At 70.4% G+C, this 16298-nt stretch carries 16 protein-coding genes; 15 read left to right on the top strand and 1 reads right to left on the bottom strand.

Annotation, left to right across the window (positions count from 1 at the left end; all coding sequences use genetic code 11):
- Positions 1 to 24 precede the first annotated feature (24 nt).
- The 6 genes from M3677_RS02720 (at position 25) to prmC (ending at position 7835) form a co-directional block, all read left to right on the top strand.
- Positions 25 to 1344 carry a homoserine dehydrogenase gene (locus M3677_RS02720; RefSeq protein ID WP_251159740.1) on the top strand — a complete coding sequence of 440 codons (1320 nt, stop codon included), beginning with the start codon at positions 25 to 27 and terminating at the stop codon, positions 1342 to 1344.
- A 50-nt stretch (positions 1345 to 1394) separates the two neighbouring features.
- Complete coding sequence (gene thrC, locus M3677_RS02725; RefSeq protein WP_066654638.1) at positions 1395 to 2474, top strand: threonine synthase; 1080 nt, start codon at positions 1395 to 1397, stop codon at positions 2472 to 2474.
- Positions 2475 to 2506: 32 nt separating this feature from the next.
- On the top strand, positions 2507 to 3463 hold the full coding sequence (gene thrB, locus M3677_RS02730; protein ID WP_066658327.1) for a homoserine kinase: 957 nt from the start codon (positions 2507 to 2509) through the stop codon (positions 3461 to 3463).
- A 177-nt stretch (positions 3464 to 3640) separates the two neighbouring features.
- Complete coding sequence (gene rho / locus M3677_RS02735; protein ID WP_251159741.1) at positions 3641 to 5854, top strand: transcription termination factor Rho; 2214 nt, start codon at positions 3641 to 3643, stop codon at positions 5852 to 5854.
- 3 nt (positions 5855 to 5857) lie between these two features.
- Entirely contained in the window at positions 5858 to 6940 is a 1083-nt protein-coding gene (gene prfA, locus M3677_RS02740) for a peptide chain release factor 1 (protein WP_251159742.1), read from the top strand.
- 19 nt (positions 6941 to 6959) lie between these two features.
- Positions 6960 to 7835: a peptide chain release factor N(5)-glutamine methyltransferase gene (prmC, locus tag M3677_RS02745; protein WP_251159790.1), complete on the top strand. Its 876-nt coding sequence runs from the start codon at positions 6960 to 6962 to the stop codon at positions 7833 to 7835.
- Between the two features lie 125 nt (positions 7836 to 7960).
- Here prmC and M3677_RS02750 read toward each other — a convergent pair whose 3' ends face one another.
- Positions 7961 to 8620, bottom strand: a complete 660-nt coding sequence (locus tag M3677_RS02750; protein ID WP_066654633.1) for an HAD family phosphatase — start codon at positions 8618 to 8620, stop codon at positions 7961 to 7963.
- A gap of 25 nt (positions 8621 to 8645) precedes the next feature.
- Between M3677_RS02750 and M3677_RS02755 the strand changes: the two genes are divergently transcribed.
- The 9 genes from M3677_RS02755 (at position 8646) to M3677_RS02795 (ending at position 16285) form a co-directional block, all read left to right on the top strand.
- Entirely contained in the window at positions 8646 to 9320 is a 675-nt protein-coding gene (locus M3677_RS02755) for an L-threonylcarbamoyladenylate synthase (RefSeq protein WP_066654631.1), read from the top strand.
- Positions 9317 to 10543 (top strand): MraY family glycosyltransferase, encoded by a 1227-nt coding sequence (locus tag M3677_RS02760; protein WP_066654629.1) that lies wholly within the window; start codon positions 9317 to 9319, stop codon positions 10541 to 10543. The genes M3677_RS02755 and M3677_RS02760 overlap by 4 nt, the downstream gene beginning before the upstream one ends.
- Positions 10540 to 11019, top strand: coding sequence for a hypothetical protein (locus M3677_RS02765; RefSeq protein WP_251159743.1), 480 nt, complete (start codon positions 10540 to 10542; stop codon positions 11017 to 11019). The genes M3677_RS02760 and M3677_RS02765 overlap by 4 nt, the downstream gene beginning before the upstream one ends.
- A gap of 152 nt (positions 11020 to 11171) precedes the next feature.
- A complete protein-coding gene (gene atpB, locus M3677_RS02770; RefSeq protein ID WP_066658323.1) occupies positions 11172 to 11984 on the top strand; it encodes a F0F1 ATP synthase subunit A in 813 nt (270 codons plus the stop codon).
- Between the two features lie 62 nt (positions 11985 to 12046).
- Entirely contained in the window at positions 12047 to 12283 is a 237-nt protein-coding gene (gene atpE / locus M3677_RS02775) for an ATP synthase F0 subunit C (protein ID WP_027465781.1), read from the top strand.
- A gap of 9 nt (positions 12284 to 12292) precedes the next feature.
- Positions 12293 to 12847 (top strand): F0F1 ATP synthase subunit B, encoded by a 555-nt coding sequence (locus M3677_RS02780; protein ID WP_251159744.1) that lies wholly within the window; start codon positions 12293 to 12295, stop codon positions 12845 to 12847.
- A 2-nt stretch (positions 12848 to 12849) separates the two neighbouring features.
- Positions 12850 to 13644, top strand: a complete 795-nt coding sequence (locus tag M3677_RS02785) for a F0F1 ATP synthase subunit delta (RefSeq protein WP_066654626.1) — start codon at positions 12850 to 12852, stop codon at positions 13642 to 13644.
- Between the two features lie 109 nt (positions 13645 to 13753).
- Positions 13754 to 15382, top strand: a complete 1629-nt coding sequence (atpA, locus tag M3677_RS02790) for a F0F1 ATP synthase subunit alpha (protein WP_066654625.1) — start codon at positions 13754 to 13756, stop codon at positions 15380 to 15382.
- Entirely contained in the window at positions 15383 to 16285 is a 903-nt protein-coding gene (locus tag M3677_RS02795; protein ID WP_069710758.1) for a F0F1 ATP synthase subunit gamma, read from the top strand.
- The last annotated feature ends 13 nt before the right edge of the window (positions 16286 to 16298 follow it).

The raw sequence follows: 16298 nt of genomic DNA on the forward strand, positions 1-16298 counted from the left end.
CCGCCCCACAGGAATGCGCACCACATGATCGAATACCGCAACGTCCGCGTCGCGCTGCTCGGAGCCGGCTCCGTCGGTTCCCAGGTGGCGCGCCTGCTCCTCGAGCACGGCGACGAGCTGGCCTCGCGCGCGGGTGCCGGACTCGAGCTCGTCGGCATCGCGGTGCGGGACCTCGACGCTCCGCGCGACGTGGACCTGCCGAAGGAGCTCTTCACGACGGACGCGCAGTCGCTCATCCTCGGCGCGGACATCGTCGTCGAGCTGATCGGCGGCATCGAGCCCGCGCGCACGCTGGTGCTCCAGGCGCTGCAGTCCGGTGCGGACGTCGTCACCGGCAACAAGGCGCTCCTCGCCACGCACGGCCCCGAGCTCTTCGCCGCGGCGGAGCAGGTCGGCGCACAGCTCTACTACGAGGCCGCGGTCGCCGGCGCGATCCCGATCATCCGGCCGCTGCACGACTCGCTCGCGGGCGACCGCATCGAGCGGATCATGGGCATCGTCAACGGCACGACGAACTTCATCCTCGACCTGATGGACCGCGAGGGCTCGACCTTCGAGACGGCCCTCGCGACCGCCACGGAGCTCGGGTACGCCGAGGCCGACCCGACCGCCGACGTCGAGGGCTACGACGCCGCGCAGAAGGCCGCCATCCTGGCCTCGCTCGCGTTCCACACCTCCGTGCCCCTGGCCGCCGTGCACCGCGAGGGCATCACCGCCGTCACGATCGAGCAGGTCCGCGCCGCGCGGAAGGCCGGCTACGTCGTGAAGATCCTGGCGACCGCCGAGCGCCTGACCGACGAGGACGGCGTCGAGGGCGTCAGCGCCCGTGTCTACCCGGCGCTCGTGCCGGAGTCGCACCCGCTCGCCAGTGTGCACGGGGCGAAGAACGCCGTGTTCGTCGAGGCCGAGGCCGCCGGCGACCTGATGTTCTACGGCGCCGGTGCCGGTGGCGTCGAGACCGCGTCGGCCGTGCTCGGCGACCTGGTGTCCGCCGCCCGTCGTCACGTCATCGGCGGCCCCGGCATCGCGGAGTCGACCCAGTCGGCGCTGCCGGTCTTCCCGATCGGGACGGTCCGCACCCGCTACCAGATCACGCTGCACGTGGCCGACGCCCCCGGCGTGCTGTCCACCGTCGCCGGCGTCCTGGCGAAGCACGGCGTGAGCGTCGAGACCGTCGAGCAGTCCGCCGCGACCGACCCGGGCGACGGCACGGCCGGCACCGCGAACCTCGTCATCGGCACGCACCTCGCCCGCGAGTCCGACCTGGCCGCCACGGTCGTCGCGCTCCGGGGCGAGGACGTCGTCGTCGAGATCACCAGCGTCCTGCGGGTGGTCGGGGCCTAGCCCCGCACCGTCAGCAACCCGACTGCACAACACCGAACAAGGAGAGCCTGATGGCCCACCAGTGGCAGGGAGTCCTGCGCGAGTACGCCGACCGTCTCGACGTCACCGAGGCGACGCCCGTCGTCACCCTCGGCGAGGGCGGCACGCCGCTCATCCCGGCCCGACGCCTGTCGGAGCGCACCGGCGCGGACGTGTACGTCAAGTTCGAGGGCATGAACCCGACCGGGTCGTTCAAGGACCGCGGCATGACGATGGCGATCTCGAAGGCCGTCGAGCACGGCGCGAAGGCCGTCATCTGCGCGTCGACCGGCAACACCAGCGCCTCGGCGGCCGCCTACGCCACGCACGCGGGCATCACCGCCGCGGTGCTCGTGCCCGAGGGCAAGATCGCGATGGGCAAGCTCAGCCAGGCCGTCGCGCACGACGCCCAGCTGCTGCAGGTGCAGGGCAACTTCGACGACTGCCTCGACATCGCGCGCGACCTCGCCGCCAACTACCCGGTGCACCTGGTCAACTCGGTGAACAACGACCGCATCGAGGGGCAGAAGACCGCCGCGTTCGAGGTCGTCGACGTGCTGGGCGACGCCCCGGACTTCCACTTCCTGCCGGTCGGCAACGCGGGCAACTACACCGCGTACTCCCGCGGCTACCGCGAGGACGTCGCCGCGGGCCGCTCGACGCGGATGCCGCGCATGTTCGGCTTCCAGGCCGCCGGCTCCGCCCCGATCGTCTCGGGCGAGGTCGTCCGCCACCCGGACACCATCGCCTCCGCCATCCGCATCGGCAACCCGGCGTCGTGGCAGTACGCGCTCGAGGCGCGTGACGAGACCGACGGCTACTTCGGTGCGATCACCGACGAGGGCATCCTCGCCGCGCACCGCATCCTGTCCGCCGAGGTCGGGGTCTTCGTCGAGCCCGCGTCGGCCATCGGCGTCGCCGGGCTGCTCGAGCGTGCGGACGCCGGTGTCGTGCCGCAGGGCGCGAAGGTCGTCATCACGGTGACCGGCCACGGCCTGAAGGACCCGCAGTGGGCCCTCCGCACGGAGGACGGCGGCGAGGTCGCACCGACGAGCGTCCCGGTCGACACGAAGTCGGTCGCCGAGGTGCTCGGACTGGTCGGCTCCGCGTGAGCGTCGACCGCTCGTCCGGACCGGGGGAGGGCGTGAACGCCCGCAGCGCTGTACCGGCCGGACGGGCGGTCCGTGTGCGGGTCCCGGCGACCTCCGCGAACCTCGGCCCGGGCTTCGACTCGCTCGGGCTGGCGCTGTCGGTCTACGACGAGGTGGTCGTCCGCGTCCGCCCGGAGCCCGGCGCGACCGTGATCGTCGAGGGCGTCGGTGCCGGTGAGGTCGCCACCGACGAGTCGAACCTCGTGGTGCAGGCCGTCCGTCGTGGCCTCGAGCACGCCGGTGTGGAGCAGCCCGGACTCGAGCTGCACGCCGTGAACGCGATCGCGCACGGCCGCGGCATGGGCTCGTCGGCCGCCGCCATCGTCGCCGGGCTGATGGCGGCCCGCGGCCTGCTCGAAGGGGTCGTCGACCTCGACGCGTCGACCCTGCTCACCCTGGCCACCGAGATGGAGGGCCACCCCGACAACGTCGCTCCGGCGCTCTTCGGTGGTCTGACGATCGCGTGGATGACCGCCGAGGGTCCCGCGGTCAAGCGCCTGCTGGTGCACCGAGGCGTCTCGCCGGTGGTCTTCGTGCCGACGTCGACGCTCTCGACGAAGCTCGCGCGGTCCCTGCAGCCCGCGAGCGTGCCGCACGAGGACGCCGCGTTCAACGTGTCGCGCTCGGCGCTGCTCGTCGCCGCCCTCATCCAGAGCCCGGAGCTGCTGCTCGCCGCGACCGAGGACCGGCTGCACCAGTCGTACCGTGCGAGCGCCATGCCGGAGACCGATGCACTGATCGGTCTGCTGCGGCAGCACGGGCTCGCCGCGGTGGTCTCCGGCGCCGGGCCGAGCCTGCTCGTGCTGGGCAGCGACCCGGCACAGCGCCTCACCGCGGCCGACCTGGTGGCGCGACACGCGCAGTCCGACTGGCGGGCGCTCATGCTGGCCGTGGACCTCGGTGGTGCTACAGTGGTGCCGCACTCGGCGCTCGAAGCCGATCCAGCGTAGGCGCACAGACCGATCCGAACCGGATCCGTCGGCGCTGGCGCAGGGTCCGGTGCGCGGGGGCACTCTCTTTCAGATCACCGAATCCCGGTCCGTCGTCTGAACGGCGGTCGCAGCGCACCCATGCGCCGGGACGGTGGAAACTCTCCGCGTTCTGCGGTTCGAAAGGAAACACCGACCTTGACGAACGTCAACGACTCCACCCCGGTGGAGATCCCCAGCGACCTGCGCGCGCTCCGTCTCCCGGAGCTCCAGCGCATCGCCTCCTCGCTCGGCATCACGGGGCTCTCGAAGCTCCGCAAGGGCGACCTCATCGCGTCGATCGAGGACAAGCGCCCCGCGACCGACGACGCCGCCCCCGCTGCCGAGACGCCGGCTGACGAGGCACCCGCAGCCGCGGAGGCCGCACCCGCGGCGCAGGAGACCCCCGCCGAGCAGCCGACGCTGGCCGCACCGGCGACCTCGCCGGCCGCCGACGACGCCGCAGCCGACCAGACGGAGTCGGCTCCGGAGCCCCGCGGTCGCCGCTCGCGCCGCGCCTCCTCGGCCGGCACGGTGAACACCGCGCAGACCTCGGCCGCGGAGCACACGAACCACGGGCACACCGGCACCGAGGACCTGCTCGCGGGGCTCGACCAGGTCCGTGCCGAGAAGGACGCGGAGGAGGCCGCGCAGTCCGGTCGCCGCCGCGGCCGCCGCGGGAACCAGGACGCCGGCCAGCAGGACGGCGGCCAGCAGCGGGACGGCGCCGAGCAGGCCGCTGCCCCCGAGACCGACGAGGCGACCGGCGCGCAGCCGACCTCGGCGACGGACCAGGGCGACCAGGCCGACCAGCAGGGCGAGGGCGGTTCGCGCCGCGGACGTCGCAGCCGTGGTCGCGGTCGTGGCCGCGGGCAGAACGCCGAGGGCACCGAACAGCAGAGCGGTGACCAGCAGGGCGGCCAGCAGAACGGTGGCCAGCAGAACGGTGGCCAGGCGAACGCCGGCCAGCAGAACGGTCAGCAGCAGAAGCAGAACGGCAAGCAGGACGAGCAGAAGTCCGGCGACGCGAAGCAGGACGACCGTCAGCCGAAGCAGAACGGCCAGCAGAAGCAGAACGGCCAGCAGCAGAACGCCCAGCAGCAGCAGCAGCACGCCGACGAGGCCGAGGCCGGCCGCGGTCGTCGTCAGCGTGACCGCAAGCGCGGCCGCGGCGGTCAGAACGACGAGTTCGAGCCTGAGATCACCGAGGACGACGTCCTCATCCCGATCGCGGGCATCCTCGACGTCCTCGACAACTACGCGTTCGTCCGCACGACCGGCTACCTGCCGGGACCGAGCGACGTCTACGTGTCCCTCGGCCAGGTGAAGAAGTACCACCTGCGCAAGGGCGACGCGATCGTCGGTGCGATCAAGCAGCCGCGCGACAACGAGCAGCAGGCGCGCCAGAAGTACAACGCGCTCGTCAAGGTGGACTCGGTCAACGGCCAGACCGCGGACGAGGCAGCGGCCCGTGTCGAGTTCCACGACCTGACCCCGCTGTACCCGAACGAGCGTCTCCGCCTCGAGACCGAGCCGGCGAAGCTCAGCACGCGCATCATCGACCTGGTCGCACCGATCGGCAAGGGTCAGCGCGGCCTCATCGTCTCGCCGCCCAAGGCCGGCAAGACCGTCGTGCTGCAGGCCATCGCCAACGCGATCGCCAAGAACAACCCCGAGGCGCACCTCATGGTCGTGCTCGTGGACGAGCGGCCCGAAGAGGTCACCGACATGCAGCGCTCGGTGAAGGGCGAGGTCATCGCCTCGACCTTCGACCGTCCGGCGGAGGACCACACCACGGTCGCCGAGCTCGCCATCGAGCGTGCGAAGCGCCTGGTCGAGCTGGGCCACGACGTCGTCGTGCTCCTCGACTCGATCACCCGTCTCGGCCGCGCCTACAACCTGGCGACGCCGGCCTCCGGCCGCGTGCTCTCCGGTGGCGTGGACTCGGCGGCCCTGTACCCGCCGAAGCGCTTCTTCGGCGCTGCGCGCAACATCGAGGACGGCGGCTCGCTGACCATCCTCGCCACCGCGCTCGTCGAGACCGGCTCCAAGATGGACGAGGTCATCTTCGAGGAGTTCAAGGGCACCGGCAACATGGAGCTCCGCCTCAACCGGCACCTCGCCGACAAGCGGATCTTCCCGGCCGTCGACATCAACGCCTCCGGCACCCGGCGCGAGGAGCAGCTCCTCTCCGCCGACGAGGTCAAGATCACGTGGCGCCTGCGCCGTGCCCTCGCCGGGCTCGACCCGCAGCAGGCGCTCGACGTCGTCCTCCGCAACCTCAAGGAGACGCAGTCGAACGTCGAGTTCCTGGTCCAGGTGCAGAAGTCGGTCCCCACGACCGGCGGTCGCCACGACGGCCACCAGGAGTAACGCGTGTTCGAGTCGGTGGCCGGGCTGCTGGCGGAACACGAGGACCTGACGCAGCAGCTGTCGGACCCCGCGCTCCACGCCGATGCGGCCCGCGCGAAGAAGGTGAACCGGCGGTACGCCGAGCTCAACCAGATCAAGGCCTCGTACGAGGCCTGGCAGGCGGCGGGGGACGACCTCGCCGCCGCCCAGGAGCTCGCCCGCGAGGACGAGGCGTTCGCGGACGAGGTCCCGGCGCTCCAGGAGCAGCTGTCGGAGCGCCAGGAGCGTCTCCGCCGGCTGCTCATCCCGCGGGACCCGGACGACGGCCGCGACGTCATCATGGAGATCAAGGGCGGTGAGGGTGGTGAGGAGTCGGCGCTCTTCGCGGCCGACCTCCTCCGCATGTACTCGCACTACGCCGAGACGAAGGGCTGGAAGGTCGAGCTCCTCGAGCGGACCGAGAGCGACCTCGGCGGCTACAAGGACGTGCAGGTCGCGATCAAGTCGAACGCGACCGACCCGTCCCAGGGCGTCTGGGCGCACCTGAAGTACGAGGGCGGTGTGCACCGGGTGCAGCGCGTTCCGGCGACCGAGTCGCAGGGCCGCATCCACACCTCGACCACCGGCGTGCTGGTGTTCCCCGAGGTGGACGAGCCCGAGGAGGTCCAGATCAACCAGAACGACCTCAAGATCGACGTCTACCGGTCGTCCGGCCCCGGCGGGCAGTCGGTCAACACGACCGACTCCGCCGTCCGCATCACCCACCTGCCCACGGGCATCACGGTGGCGATGCAGAACGAGAAGTCCCAGCTGCAGAACCGTGAGGCCGGCATGCGCGTCCTGCGTGCCCGCATCCTCGCGCGACAGCAGGAGGAGCTCGACGCCATCGCCTCGGACGCACGCAAGTCGCAGATCCGTGGCATGGACCGTTCGGAGCGCATCCGCACGTACAACTTCCCGGAGAACCGCATCGCGGACCACCGCACCGGGTACAAGGCGTACGACCTGGACCGCGTGATGAACGGTGCGCTCGAGCCCGTCGTCCGGTCCGCCATCCAGGCGGACGAAGAGGCACGCCTGGCCGCCATCGGCGACCAGGACGCCTAGGCCCGGTCTGGAGGCACGGATCACCTCCGACAGCCGACCCACGTCCGCAGCGGATCGCCTCCTCGACGAGGCGACCGCTGCGCTCGTCGCGCACGGTGTCCCGACCCCGCGCGTCGACGCCGAACTCCTGCTCGCCTGGGCGACCGACACGTCGCGGGGTGCCGTGCAGGCCCGTGCCCTGACGGGCGGCGCCATCGCGGCGGAGCACGTCGAGCGCTTCCGGTACGCCGTCGCACGTCGCACCACCCGCGAGCCGCTGCAGCACATCACGGGCGAGGCGCACTTCCGGGCGCTGACGCTGTCCGTCGGGCCGGGCGTCTTCGTCCCGCGCCCGGAGACCGAGGGCGTCGTGCAGTTCGGCATCGACGCACTGCGTGCGACCGCGGTGCCCGAGCCGGTGGCGGTCGACCTCGGCTCCGGCAGCGGAGCGATCGCCGTCGCGATGGACACCGAGGTGCCGAACGCCGTCGTCTACGCGGTCGAGCGGTCACCCGAGGCACTGCCCTGGACCCGGCGCAACATCGATCGGCACGGCGGCACCGTGCGACTGGTCGAGGGCGACCTCGTCGACGCGCTCCCGGAGCTCGACGGCACGGTCTCGGTCGTCGTCTCGAACCCGCCGTACGTCCCCGACGACATGGTGCCCGTCGACCCCGAGGTCCGCGACCACGACCCGGCGCTCGCGCTGTACGGGGGACCCGACGGGCTCGACGCCGTCCGGGCTCTCACCGATACCGCCTGGCGGCTCCTCGTCCCGGGAGGGCTCCTCGTCATCGAGCACGCCGAGCAGCAGGGCGCCGGCGTGCGCGACGTGCTCGCACGGCGGGGGTTCCGGTCCCCGGAGACGCACGTCGACCTGACGGGGCGCGACCGCACGACCACCGCCACCCGCTAGGCGTGGTCGCTGCGGGCCTCCCGGCCGTCGTCCCGGTGCCCGCACGAGACGCGACCTCGGCGGAGCTGCGCAGCGGTACAGCGCTGCGAGGAACCGCGCTCGTCGCGTGTCGCGGGCGTGACGGGTCAGGCGGTGGCGACCCGCTGCTGCGCTGCGACGAAGGCGCGGACCGCTCTGCGCAGGTCGGTGTGCTCCTCGACCAGTACCGCGTGGATGCCGAGGACGCGGGCCGCCTCGACGTTGACCGGCATGTCGTCGGCGAAGAACGCGCGCTCGGCGGGCACACCGTGGTGCGCGAGCGCCCGTTCGAACACCTCGGGCTCGGGCTTGCGCGCGCCGAAGTTGCTCGTCGTGTCCAGGTGCTCGCCGAAGAGCGGCGGCAACGACGGTGCCCACCTGCCGATCCACCGGCCCGCGAGCGGACCGTTGTTCGTGAGCAGGCCGACACGGCCGTGCTCGGACGCGATCCGGACGGCCTCGATGCGCTCGGGCAGCTCGGTCATCGCCGCGCCGCGGATGCGCGCCCAGTCCGCCTCGGGCACCGCACACCCCATCGCCTCGGCGAAGGCGGCGAGGTAGGCGTCCCCGTCGGGGAAGTGCCCGGCCTCGGCACGGGACTCGTGGCCGCAGTCCCACCAGCGTCGGCGGAGCTCCTCGAAGGAGTGCCCGGTGTACTCGCCGAGGGCCGCCATCCGGACCCGCCAGTCGTACCGGACGAGCACGTCGTCCATGTCGAAGAGGAACAGGAGTCGGGGCGCGGGCGTCTCGTTCACGATGCCGTCCATTGTGTCGCACTATCATCGTCGAGTCATGGCCTCCCGATACGACTGCACCGACCCCGACGGGCTCCTGACCGGGATGCGGCTCGCACGTGCCGCCCTCGGCCGGGGAGAACTCGTCGTCGTCCCGACCGACACCGTCTACGGCGTCGCGGCGGACGCCTTCAGCGCGACCGCCGTCCAGCGCCTGCTCGACGCCAAGGGCCGCACCCGCCAGTCGCCGCCCCCGGTGCTGATCCCCGGACCGCCGACGCTCGAGGCGTTGGCGACCGAGATCCCGCAGCAGGTCCGCGACCTGGTCGACGAGTTCTGGCCCGGCGGGCTCACCGTCATCCTGCGCGCGCAGCCGTCGCTGGACTGGGACCTGGGAGAGACCCGGGGGACCGTCGCGCTCCGCATGCCGGACTCGCGCATCGCCCTCGAGCTGCTGCAGGAGGTCGGACCGCTCGCGGTCTCCTCCGCGAACTCGACCGGTGACCCTGCCGCGATGGACGTGGACCGGGCCGAGTCGATGCTCGGCGACAGCGTGTCGGTCTACCTCGACGGGGGACCGCTCGCGGTGCACGACGGCTTCGCCGCCTCGACCGGGTCGACCATCGTCGACGCGACCGGCCTCTCGACCGGCGGGAAGCTGACGATCGTCCGACACGGGGTGATCGCCGACGAGGACATCGTCCGGGTCGTCGGAGCCGACCTCGTCACGTGAAGTACTACCTGCTCGCCGGGGCCATCGCGGCCGTGGTGAGCTTCGTCTGCAGCTGGGCCGTGTGGAAGCTCGGCCTGCGCTACGGCTGGTACCCGAAGGTCCGCGAGCGCGACGTGCACCGCACGCCCACACCCCGGCTCGGCGGGATCGCGATGTACCTCGGCGTGATCGTGTCGCTGCTGGCGGCCTGGTTCCTCTTCCCCTCCATCGCGGGGACCGACTACTTCCGGCTCGTGTTCTCGGAACCCGGGCGCGTGATCGCGGTGCTCGCGGGTGCGACGATCATCGTGGTGCTCGGTGTCGCCGACGACATCTGGGACCTCGACTGGATGACGAAGCTCGCCGGGCAGATCATCGCTGCGGGGATCCTGGCCTGGCAGGGCGTGGCGATCGTGTCGCTGCCGATCGGCAACACGCTCGGCGTCGGGTCGTCCTACATGAGCCTGATCTTCACCGTGCTCGCGGTCGTGCTCGTGATGAACGCCGTCAACTTCATCGACGGTCTGGACGGCCTCGTCGCCGGGGTCGCGATCATCGCAGGCGGCGTGTTCTTCCTCTACACGTTCTTCATCAACCGCGTGGTCGTGCAGACGGAGTTCTTCTTCAACCTGCCCTCGTTGCTCACGGCGGTGCTCGTCGGTGCCTGCACGGGGTTCCTCGTCCTCAACTGGCACCCGGCGAAGCTCTTCATGGGCGACGCCGGCGCGCTCCTCGTCGGGTTCCTGATGGCCACGAGCGCCGTGTCCGTGACGGGCAACATCGACCCCGCGGTCATCTCGACACGCCAGGCCCTGCTGCCGGCGTTCATCCCGATCCTGCTGCCCTTCGCGATCCTGATCGTGCCGATCCTCGACTTCGGGCTCGCCGTCACCCGTCGGCTCAGCGCGGGCAAGTCGCCGTTCTCGGCCGACCGGAAGCACCTGCACCACCGTCTGCTCGACATGGGGCACTCCCACTTCCACGCCGTGCTGATCTTCTACGCGTGGACGGCCACCGTCGCCGTCGGGTGCCTGCTGTTCCTCTTCGTCGAGTGGTACTGGGTGGTCACCGTCGTCGCGATCGGCTTCACCGTGTGCGCGATCGCCACCTTCGCCCCGCTCGGCCGGAAGCGCGCGGAGTTCGCCGCGCAGGCCGCCACCCGCTCGAACACCGTCGTCGACGCCAGCCTCGATCCGCTCGACCGCGCCGCCAACGACCGAACGATCCCTGGAGACCCCTCGTGACCGCACCGAACGCCCTCGACCACGTCCGGCCGGTGTTCCGCCGGATCCTCCTCTGGGCGGCCCTCCTCGCCGTCGGCCTGGCCGTCGTCGGGGGAGTCGTCGGGCTCGTCGTCGCCGGGACGCCGGGACTCGCCGGTGGCCTGCTCGGCGCCGTGCTGAGCGTGGTGTTCCTCGGGCTCACCGCGGTCTCGGTGCTCGTCGCCCTCCGGGTGTCGAAGGGGCAGATGATCTCGGGCGCCTTCTTCGGGATCGTGATGGGGACGTGGATCCTGAAGTTCGTGCTCTTCCTGGTGGTCCTGCTCGCACTGCGCGACCGCGCCTGGGTGGACTTCCCGGTGCTCGCCGTGGTGATCATCGCGGGCGTCGTCGGGTCGCTCGTGATCGACGTGGTGGCGGTCGCCAAGGCCCGCATCCCGATCGGGGTGCGCCTGCCCGGCGACGCGGTCGATCCTGGGAACGACACCCCACGGCCCTGAGAGCCCGAGAAGCCTCTCGCACCTGATAGGCTTCTCGAAGTCCGCGTCCGGAGCCTCGCTCGGAGCGGACGAGCCTCCACAAAGTCCACCATCGCGTGCCGTGTGTGCGCGCGCCGACACAGGAGACAGCGCTGCTATCCCACGCTCTTCCCCTGTCCCTCACCGCCGCGGCCAACACCGTGGCGGCGGGGAGCAGCAAGGCCGCCGAATTCCATGGTCCGTCGATCAACGAGTTCTTCCCGGACCCGATCTTCTTCGCCGGGACCCCGATCGAGATGGACCGCATCGTCCTCATCCGCTTGTTCGCGGTGGCCGTGCTGCTCGTCTTCGCGTTCGTCGGGACCCGTGCCCTGAAGCTCGTCCCGAACCGCGGACAGGCCTTCATCGAGTACGCGTTCGACGTCGTCCGCCGCAACACCTTCGACAACCTCGGTGAGAAGGACGGCAAGCGCTTCCTGCCGCTCCTGGCCACGGTGTTCTTCGGTGTCCTGTTCATGAACCTGACGGGTCTCATCCCGTTCATGAACATCGCCGGTACGAGCCGCATCGCGATGCCGATGATCCTGGCGATCGTCGCGTACGTCGCGTTCATCTACGCGGGCCTCCGCAAGCACCCGGGCACGTTCCTCCGCAACGCGCTCTTCCCGCCCGGTGTCCCGTGGCCGCTCTACATCATCGTGACGCCGATCGAGCTCGTCTCGACCTTCGTGCTCCGTCCGGTGACGCTGACGCTGCGACTGCTCATGAACATGGTCGTGGGTCACCTCCTCCTGGTGCTCTTCTTCTCGGCCACCTGGTTCTTCTTCTTCGACGCCGAGAGCCTCTTCAAGCTCTTCGGCATCGGGACCCTGGCGTTCGGCATCGCGTTCAGCTTCTTCGAGATCCTCGTCGCACTGCTGCAGGCGTACGTCTTCATGCTGCTGACCGCTGTGTACATCCAGCTCGCGCTGGCTGACGAGCACTGACCGACCCCTTCTGACCCCCATACGGCACGACATCCGTCGGGCCGCACTCGAAAGGAAAACACGTGGACGCAACGACCGTTCTCGCGGAGATCAACGGCAACATCGCGACGGTTGGCTACGGCCTCGCTGCGATCGGTCCGGCCATCGGCGTCGGCATCGTCGTCGGCAAGACGATCGAGTCCGTCGCTCGCCAGCCCGAGCTCCAGGGCCGTCTGACGACCCTCATGTACATCGGTATCGCCTTCACGGAGGCCCTGGCCTTCATCGGTATCGCGACGTACTTCATCTTCACCAACTAAGGCTTCTCGATGCAGACTGCACTCATCATCGCGGCGGAGGAGACCCACAATCCGCTGATCCCACCGGTGTACGACATCGTGTGGTCCGCGGTGGCCTTCGTCATCATCTTCCTCGTGATGTGGCGCGTCGTGACGCCGCGCATCACGAGGATGCTCGATGAGCGCACCGAGGCCATCGAGGGTGGCATCAAGAAGGCGGAGGCCGCTCAGGAGCAGGCCGCCGCTGCACTCGACGAGTACAACAAGCAGCTCGCCGACGCGCGTGCCGAGGCCTCGCGCATCCGTGAGCAGGCCCGTGCCGACGCGACCGCGATCGGCAACGAGGTCCGCGAGCAGGCGCAGGCAGATGCAGCACGCATCACCGCCAACGCCCAGGCGCAGATCGAGGCCGAGCGGCAGAGCGCGCTCCAGTCGCTGCGGAGCGAGGTGGGCACCCTCGCCCTCGACCTCGCCTCCGGTGTGATCGGTGAATCCCTGCGGGACGACGCGAAGTCGGCTGCGGTCGTCGACCGCTTCATCGCCGACCTCGAGGCGTCCCAGGGCCAGCCGGCCGGGGAGCGCTGAGCATGCGGAGCGCCACGCGGTCCGCACTCTCGTCCACGCGGGCGGTCCTCGCTGACCTCGGCGGGTCGGTCGACCTCGCCACGGGCATCGAGATCCTCTCCACCGGGCGTGCGATCGCCGGTTCGTCCCAGCTGCTCGGACTGCTGGCGGACCCGACCGCGGACGTCGTCGGCAAGAAGGTCCTCATCGACCGCGTCTTCGCCGGTCAGTCCGAGGCGACGCGTGCGGTGCTGACCGCGGTGGCCGGCTCGCGCTGGTCCTCGCCGTCGGACCTGCTCGCGGGTGTCGAGGACGCGGGCATCCGCGCCGTCGCCGGAACCGCATCGTCGGAGACGTCGATCGAGGCCGAGCTGTTCTCCTTCGAGACCGCCGTCCGCTCGGACGCGGCGCTCGAGCTGGCACTGGGCACGAAGCTCGGCAGCCCGTCGGAGAAGGCTGCGCTCGTCCAGCGGCTCGTCGGTTCGAAGGTCTCGGCGCAGACCACCGCGATCCTGGAGCACCTCGTGCAGCAGCCGCGCGGCCGCCGCATCGGTGAGATCGTCCGCGATGCCTCGCGCATCGTGGCCGACCAGGCCGGTAAGCTCGTCGCCACGGTGACCACCGCGGCCCCGCTCTCGGACGGTCAGGCGGCTCGCGTCGCCCGCGGCATCAGCGAGCGGTACGGCAAGGACATCAGCGTCAACCAGGTCGTCGACCCCGCGGTCGTCGGCGGGATGCGCGTGCAGGTCGGTGGCGACGTCATCGACGGCACGGTGTCCACGCGCCTGTCGGAGCTCCGGCTCCAGCTGGCCGGCTGAGCGTACCGTCGAAGCCGACCCCTCCAAGTCCACAACGGGAACTGTCCCTCACCGGGCAGCATCACCCTCTCGGAGCCGCAGGGCCCCGGAAACCAACAAGGAAAATCCCATGGCAGACATCACCATCAGCCCCGATGAGATCCGTGATGCCCTGAAGGACTTCGTCTCGAACTACGAGCCGACGAAGGCCTCCACGGCCGAGGTCGGGCACGTCACCGACGCGGGCGACGGCATCGCGCACGTCGAGGGCCTGCCCGGCGTCATGGCGAACGAGCTCATCCGCTTCGAGGACGGGACCCTCGGTCTCGCGCAGAACCTCGACGAGGACGAGATCGGCGCCATCGTGCTCGGCGAGTTCGGCGGCATCGAGGAGGGCCAGGAGGTCACCCGCACCGGCGAGGTCCTCTCGGCTCCCGTCGGCGACGGCTTCCTCGGCCGCGTGGTCGACCCGCTCGGCAACCCGATCGACGGTCTCGGCGAGATCCAGGCCGAGGGTCGCCGTGCCCTCGAGCTCCAGGCCCCGGGCGTCATGTCCCGCAAGTCCGTCCACGAGCCGCTGCAGACCGGCATCAAGGCCATCGACGCGATGATCCCCGTCGGCCGCGGCCAGCGTCAGCTGATCATCGGCGACCGCCAGACCGGCAAGACGGCCATCGCGATCGACACGATCATCAACCAGAAGGCCAACTGGGAGTCGGGCGACGAGGACAAGCAGGTCCGCTGCATCTACGTCGCCATCGGCCAGAAGGGCTCCACGATCGCCTCCGTCAAGGGCGCGCTCGAGGACGCCGGTGCGATGGAGTACACCACCATCGTCGCCGCCCCGGCCTCCGACCCGGCCGGCTTCAAGTACCTCGCCCCCTACACCGGTTCGGCCATCGGCCAGCACTGGATGTACGGCGGCAAGCACGTCCTGATCATCTTCGACGACCTGTCGAAGCAGGCCGAGGCCTACCGTGCGGTGTCGCTCCTCCTGCGTCGTCCGCCGGGCCGTGAGGCCTACCCGGGTGACGTCTTCTACCTGCACTCCCGCCTGCTGGAGCGTTGCGCGAAGCTGTCCGACGACCTCGGTGCCGGTTCGATGACGGGTCTCCCGATCATCGAGACCAAGGCGAACGACGTCTCGGCCTACATCCCGACCAACGTGATCTCGATCACCGACGGCCAGATCTTCCTGCAGTCGGACCTGTTCAACGCGAACCAGCGTCCGGCCGTCGACGTGGGCATCTCGGTGTCCCGCGTGGGTGGTGACGCCCAGGTCAAGTCGATCAAGAAGGTCTCCGGCACGCTCAAGCTCGAGCTCGCGCAGTACCGCTCGCTCGAGGCGTTCGCGATGTTCGCGTCCGACCTCGACCAGGCGTCGCGTCGCCAGCTGGACCGTGGTGCGCGCCTGACGGAGCTCCTCAAGCAGCCGCAGTACTCGCCGTACCCGGTCGAGGAGCAGGTCGTCTCGATCTGGGCCGGCACGAACGGCAAGCTCGACGAGGTGCCCGTCCCCGACGTGCTCCGCTTCGAGGCCGAGCTGCTCGAGCACCTGCGTCGCAACTCCGACGTCCTGACCACCCTGCGTGAGACGAACCAGCTCAGCGACGAGACCGTCGCCGCGATGGACCGCGAGATCGACGCCTTCACGAAGGGCTTCCAGACGAGCGACGGCAAGACGCTCGGCTCGGAGTCGTTCGACGCGGCTCAGGCCGAGGACGTCGACCAGGAGCAGATCGTCAAGGGTCGTCGCTAGATGGCGGCACAGGTCCGGGTCTACCGCCAGCGCATCAAGTCGGCGAAGACCACGAAGAAGGTCACCCGCGCGATGGAGCTGATCTCGGCGTCGCGGATCCAGAAGGCACAGGCGCGCATGGCCGCGTCCGGTCCGTACTCGCGGGCCGTGACGCGGGCCGTGTCGGCCGTGGCGACGTTCTCGAACGTCGACCACGTGCTGACCACCGAGCCCGAGTCGTCGACCCGCGCAGCCGTGGTGCTGTTCACCTCGGACCGCGGCCTGAACGGCGCGTTCAGCTCGAACGTCCTCAAGCAGGGCGAGGAGCTCGCCTCCCTGCTCCGCAGCGAGGGCAAGGACGTCGTGTTCTACCTCGTCGGTCGCAAGTCGGTCGGGTACTTCGCGTTCCGCGAGCGCCCGTCCGAGCGGCAGTGGATCGGCGGGACGGACCAGCCGGAGTTCTCGACGGCGAAGGAGATCGGCGACGCGGTCGTGTCGAAGTTCCTCCAGGACACGGCGGAGGGCGGCGTGGACGAGATCCACATCGTCTTCAACCGGTTCATCAGCCTCGCGACCCAGGAGCCGCAGGTCGTGCGCCTGCTCCCGCTCGAGGTCGTCGAGGGTGTGGAGGAGCCGTCGAACGGTGAGCCCCTGCCGCTCTACGAGTTCGAGCCCGATGCGGACGCCGTCCTCGACGCGCTGCTCCCGGTCTACATCGAGAGCCGCATCTTCAACGCCATGCTGCAGTCGGCCGCTTCCGAGCACGCCGCCCGGCAGAAGGCCATGAAGTCCGCCAGTGACAACGCCGACTCGCTCATCAGCGAGTTCACCCGTCTCGCGAACAACGCGCGTCAGGCCGAGATCACCCAGCAGATCTCCGAGATCGTCGGCGGCGCCGACGCCCTCTCGTCGAAGAAGAAGTAGTGGTCCGCGAAGC

The sequence above is a fragment of the Curtobacterium sp. P97 genome (assembly GCF_023712445.1).
Classification (GTDB): domain Bacteria; phylum Actinomycetota; class Actinomycetes; order Actinomycetales; family Microbacteriaceae; genus Curtobacterium.

Bases quoted from the DNA above. Each gene is read 5' to 3' on its own strand.
- thrC (WP_066654638.1), top strand. From the start codon at position 1,395: ATGGCCCACCAGTGGCAGGGAGTCCTGCGCGAGTACGCCGACCGTCTC.
- M3677_RS02750 (WP_066654633.1), bottom strand. From the start codon at position 8,620: ATGGACGGCATCGTGAACGAGACGCCCGCGCCCCGACTCCTGTTCCTC.
- M3677_RS02755 (WP_066654631.1), top strand. From the start codon at position 8,646: ATGGCCTCCCGATACGACTGCACCGACCCCGACGGGCTCCTGACCGGG.
- M3677_RS02795 (WP_069710758.1), top strand. From the start codon at position 15,383: ATGGCGGCACAGGTCCGGGTCTACCGCCAGCGCATCAAGTCGGCGAAG.
- M3677_RS02785 (WP_066654626.1), top strand. From the start codon at position 12,850: ATGCGGAGCGCCACGCGGTCCGCACTCTCGTCCACGCGGGCGGTCCTC.
- M3677_RS02780 (WP_251159744.1), top strand. From the start codon at position 12,293: ATGCAGACTGCACTCATCATCGCGGCGGAGGAGACCCACAATCCGCTG.
- M3677_RS02720 (WP_251159740.1), top strand. From the start codon at position 25: ATGATCGAATACCGCAACGTCCGCGTCGCGCTGCTCGGAGCCGGCTCC.
- atpA (WP_066654625.1), top strand. From the start codon at position 13,754: ATGGCAGACATCACCATCAGCCCCGATGAGATCCGTGATGCCCTGAAG.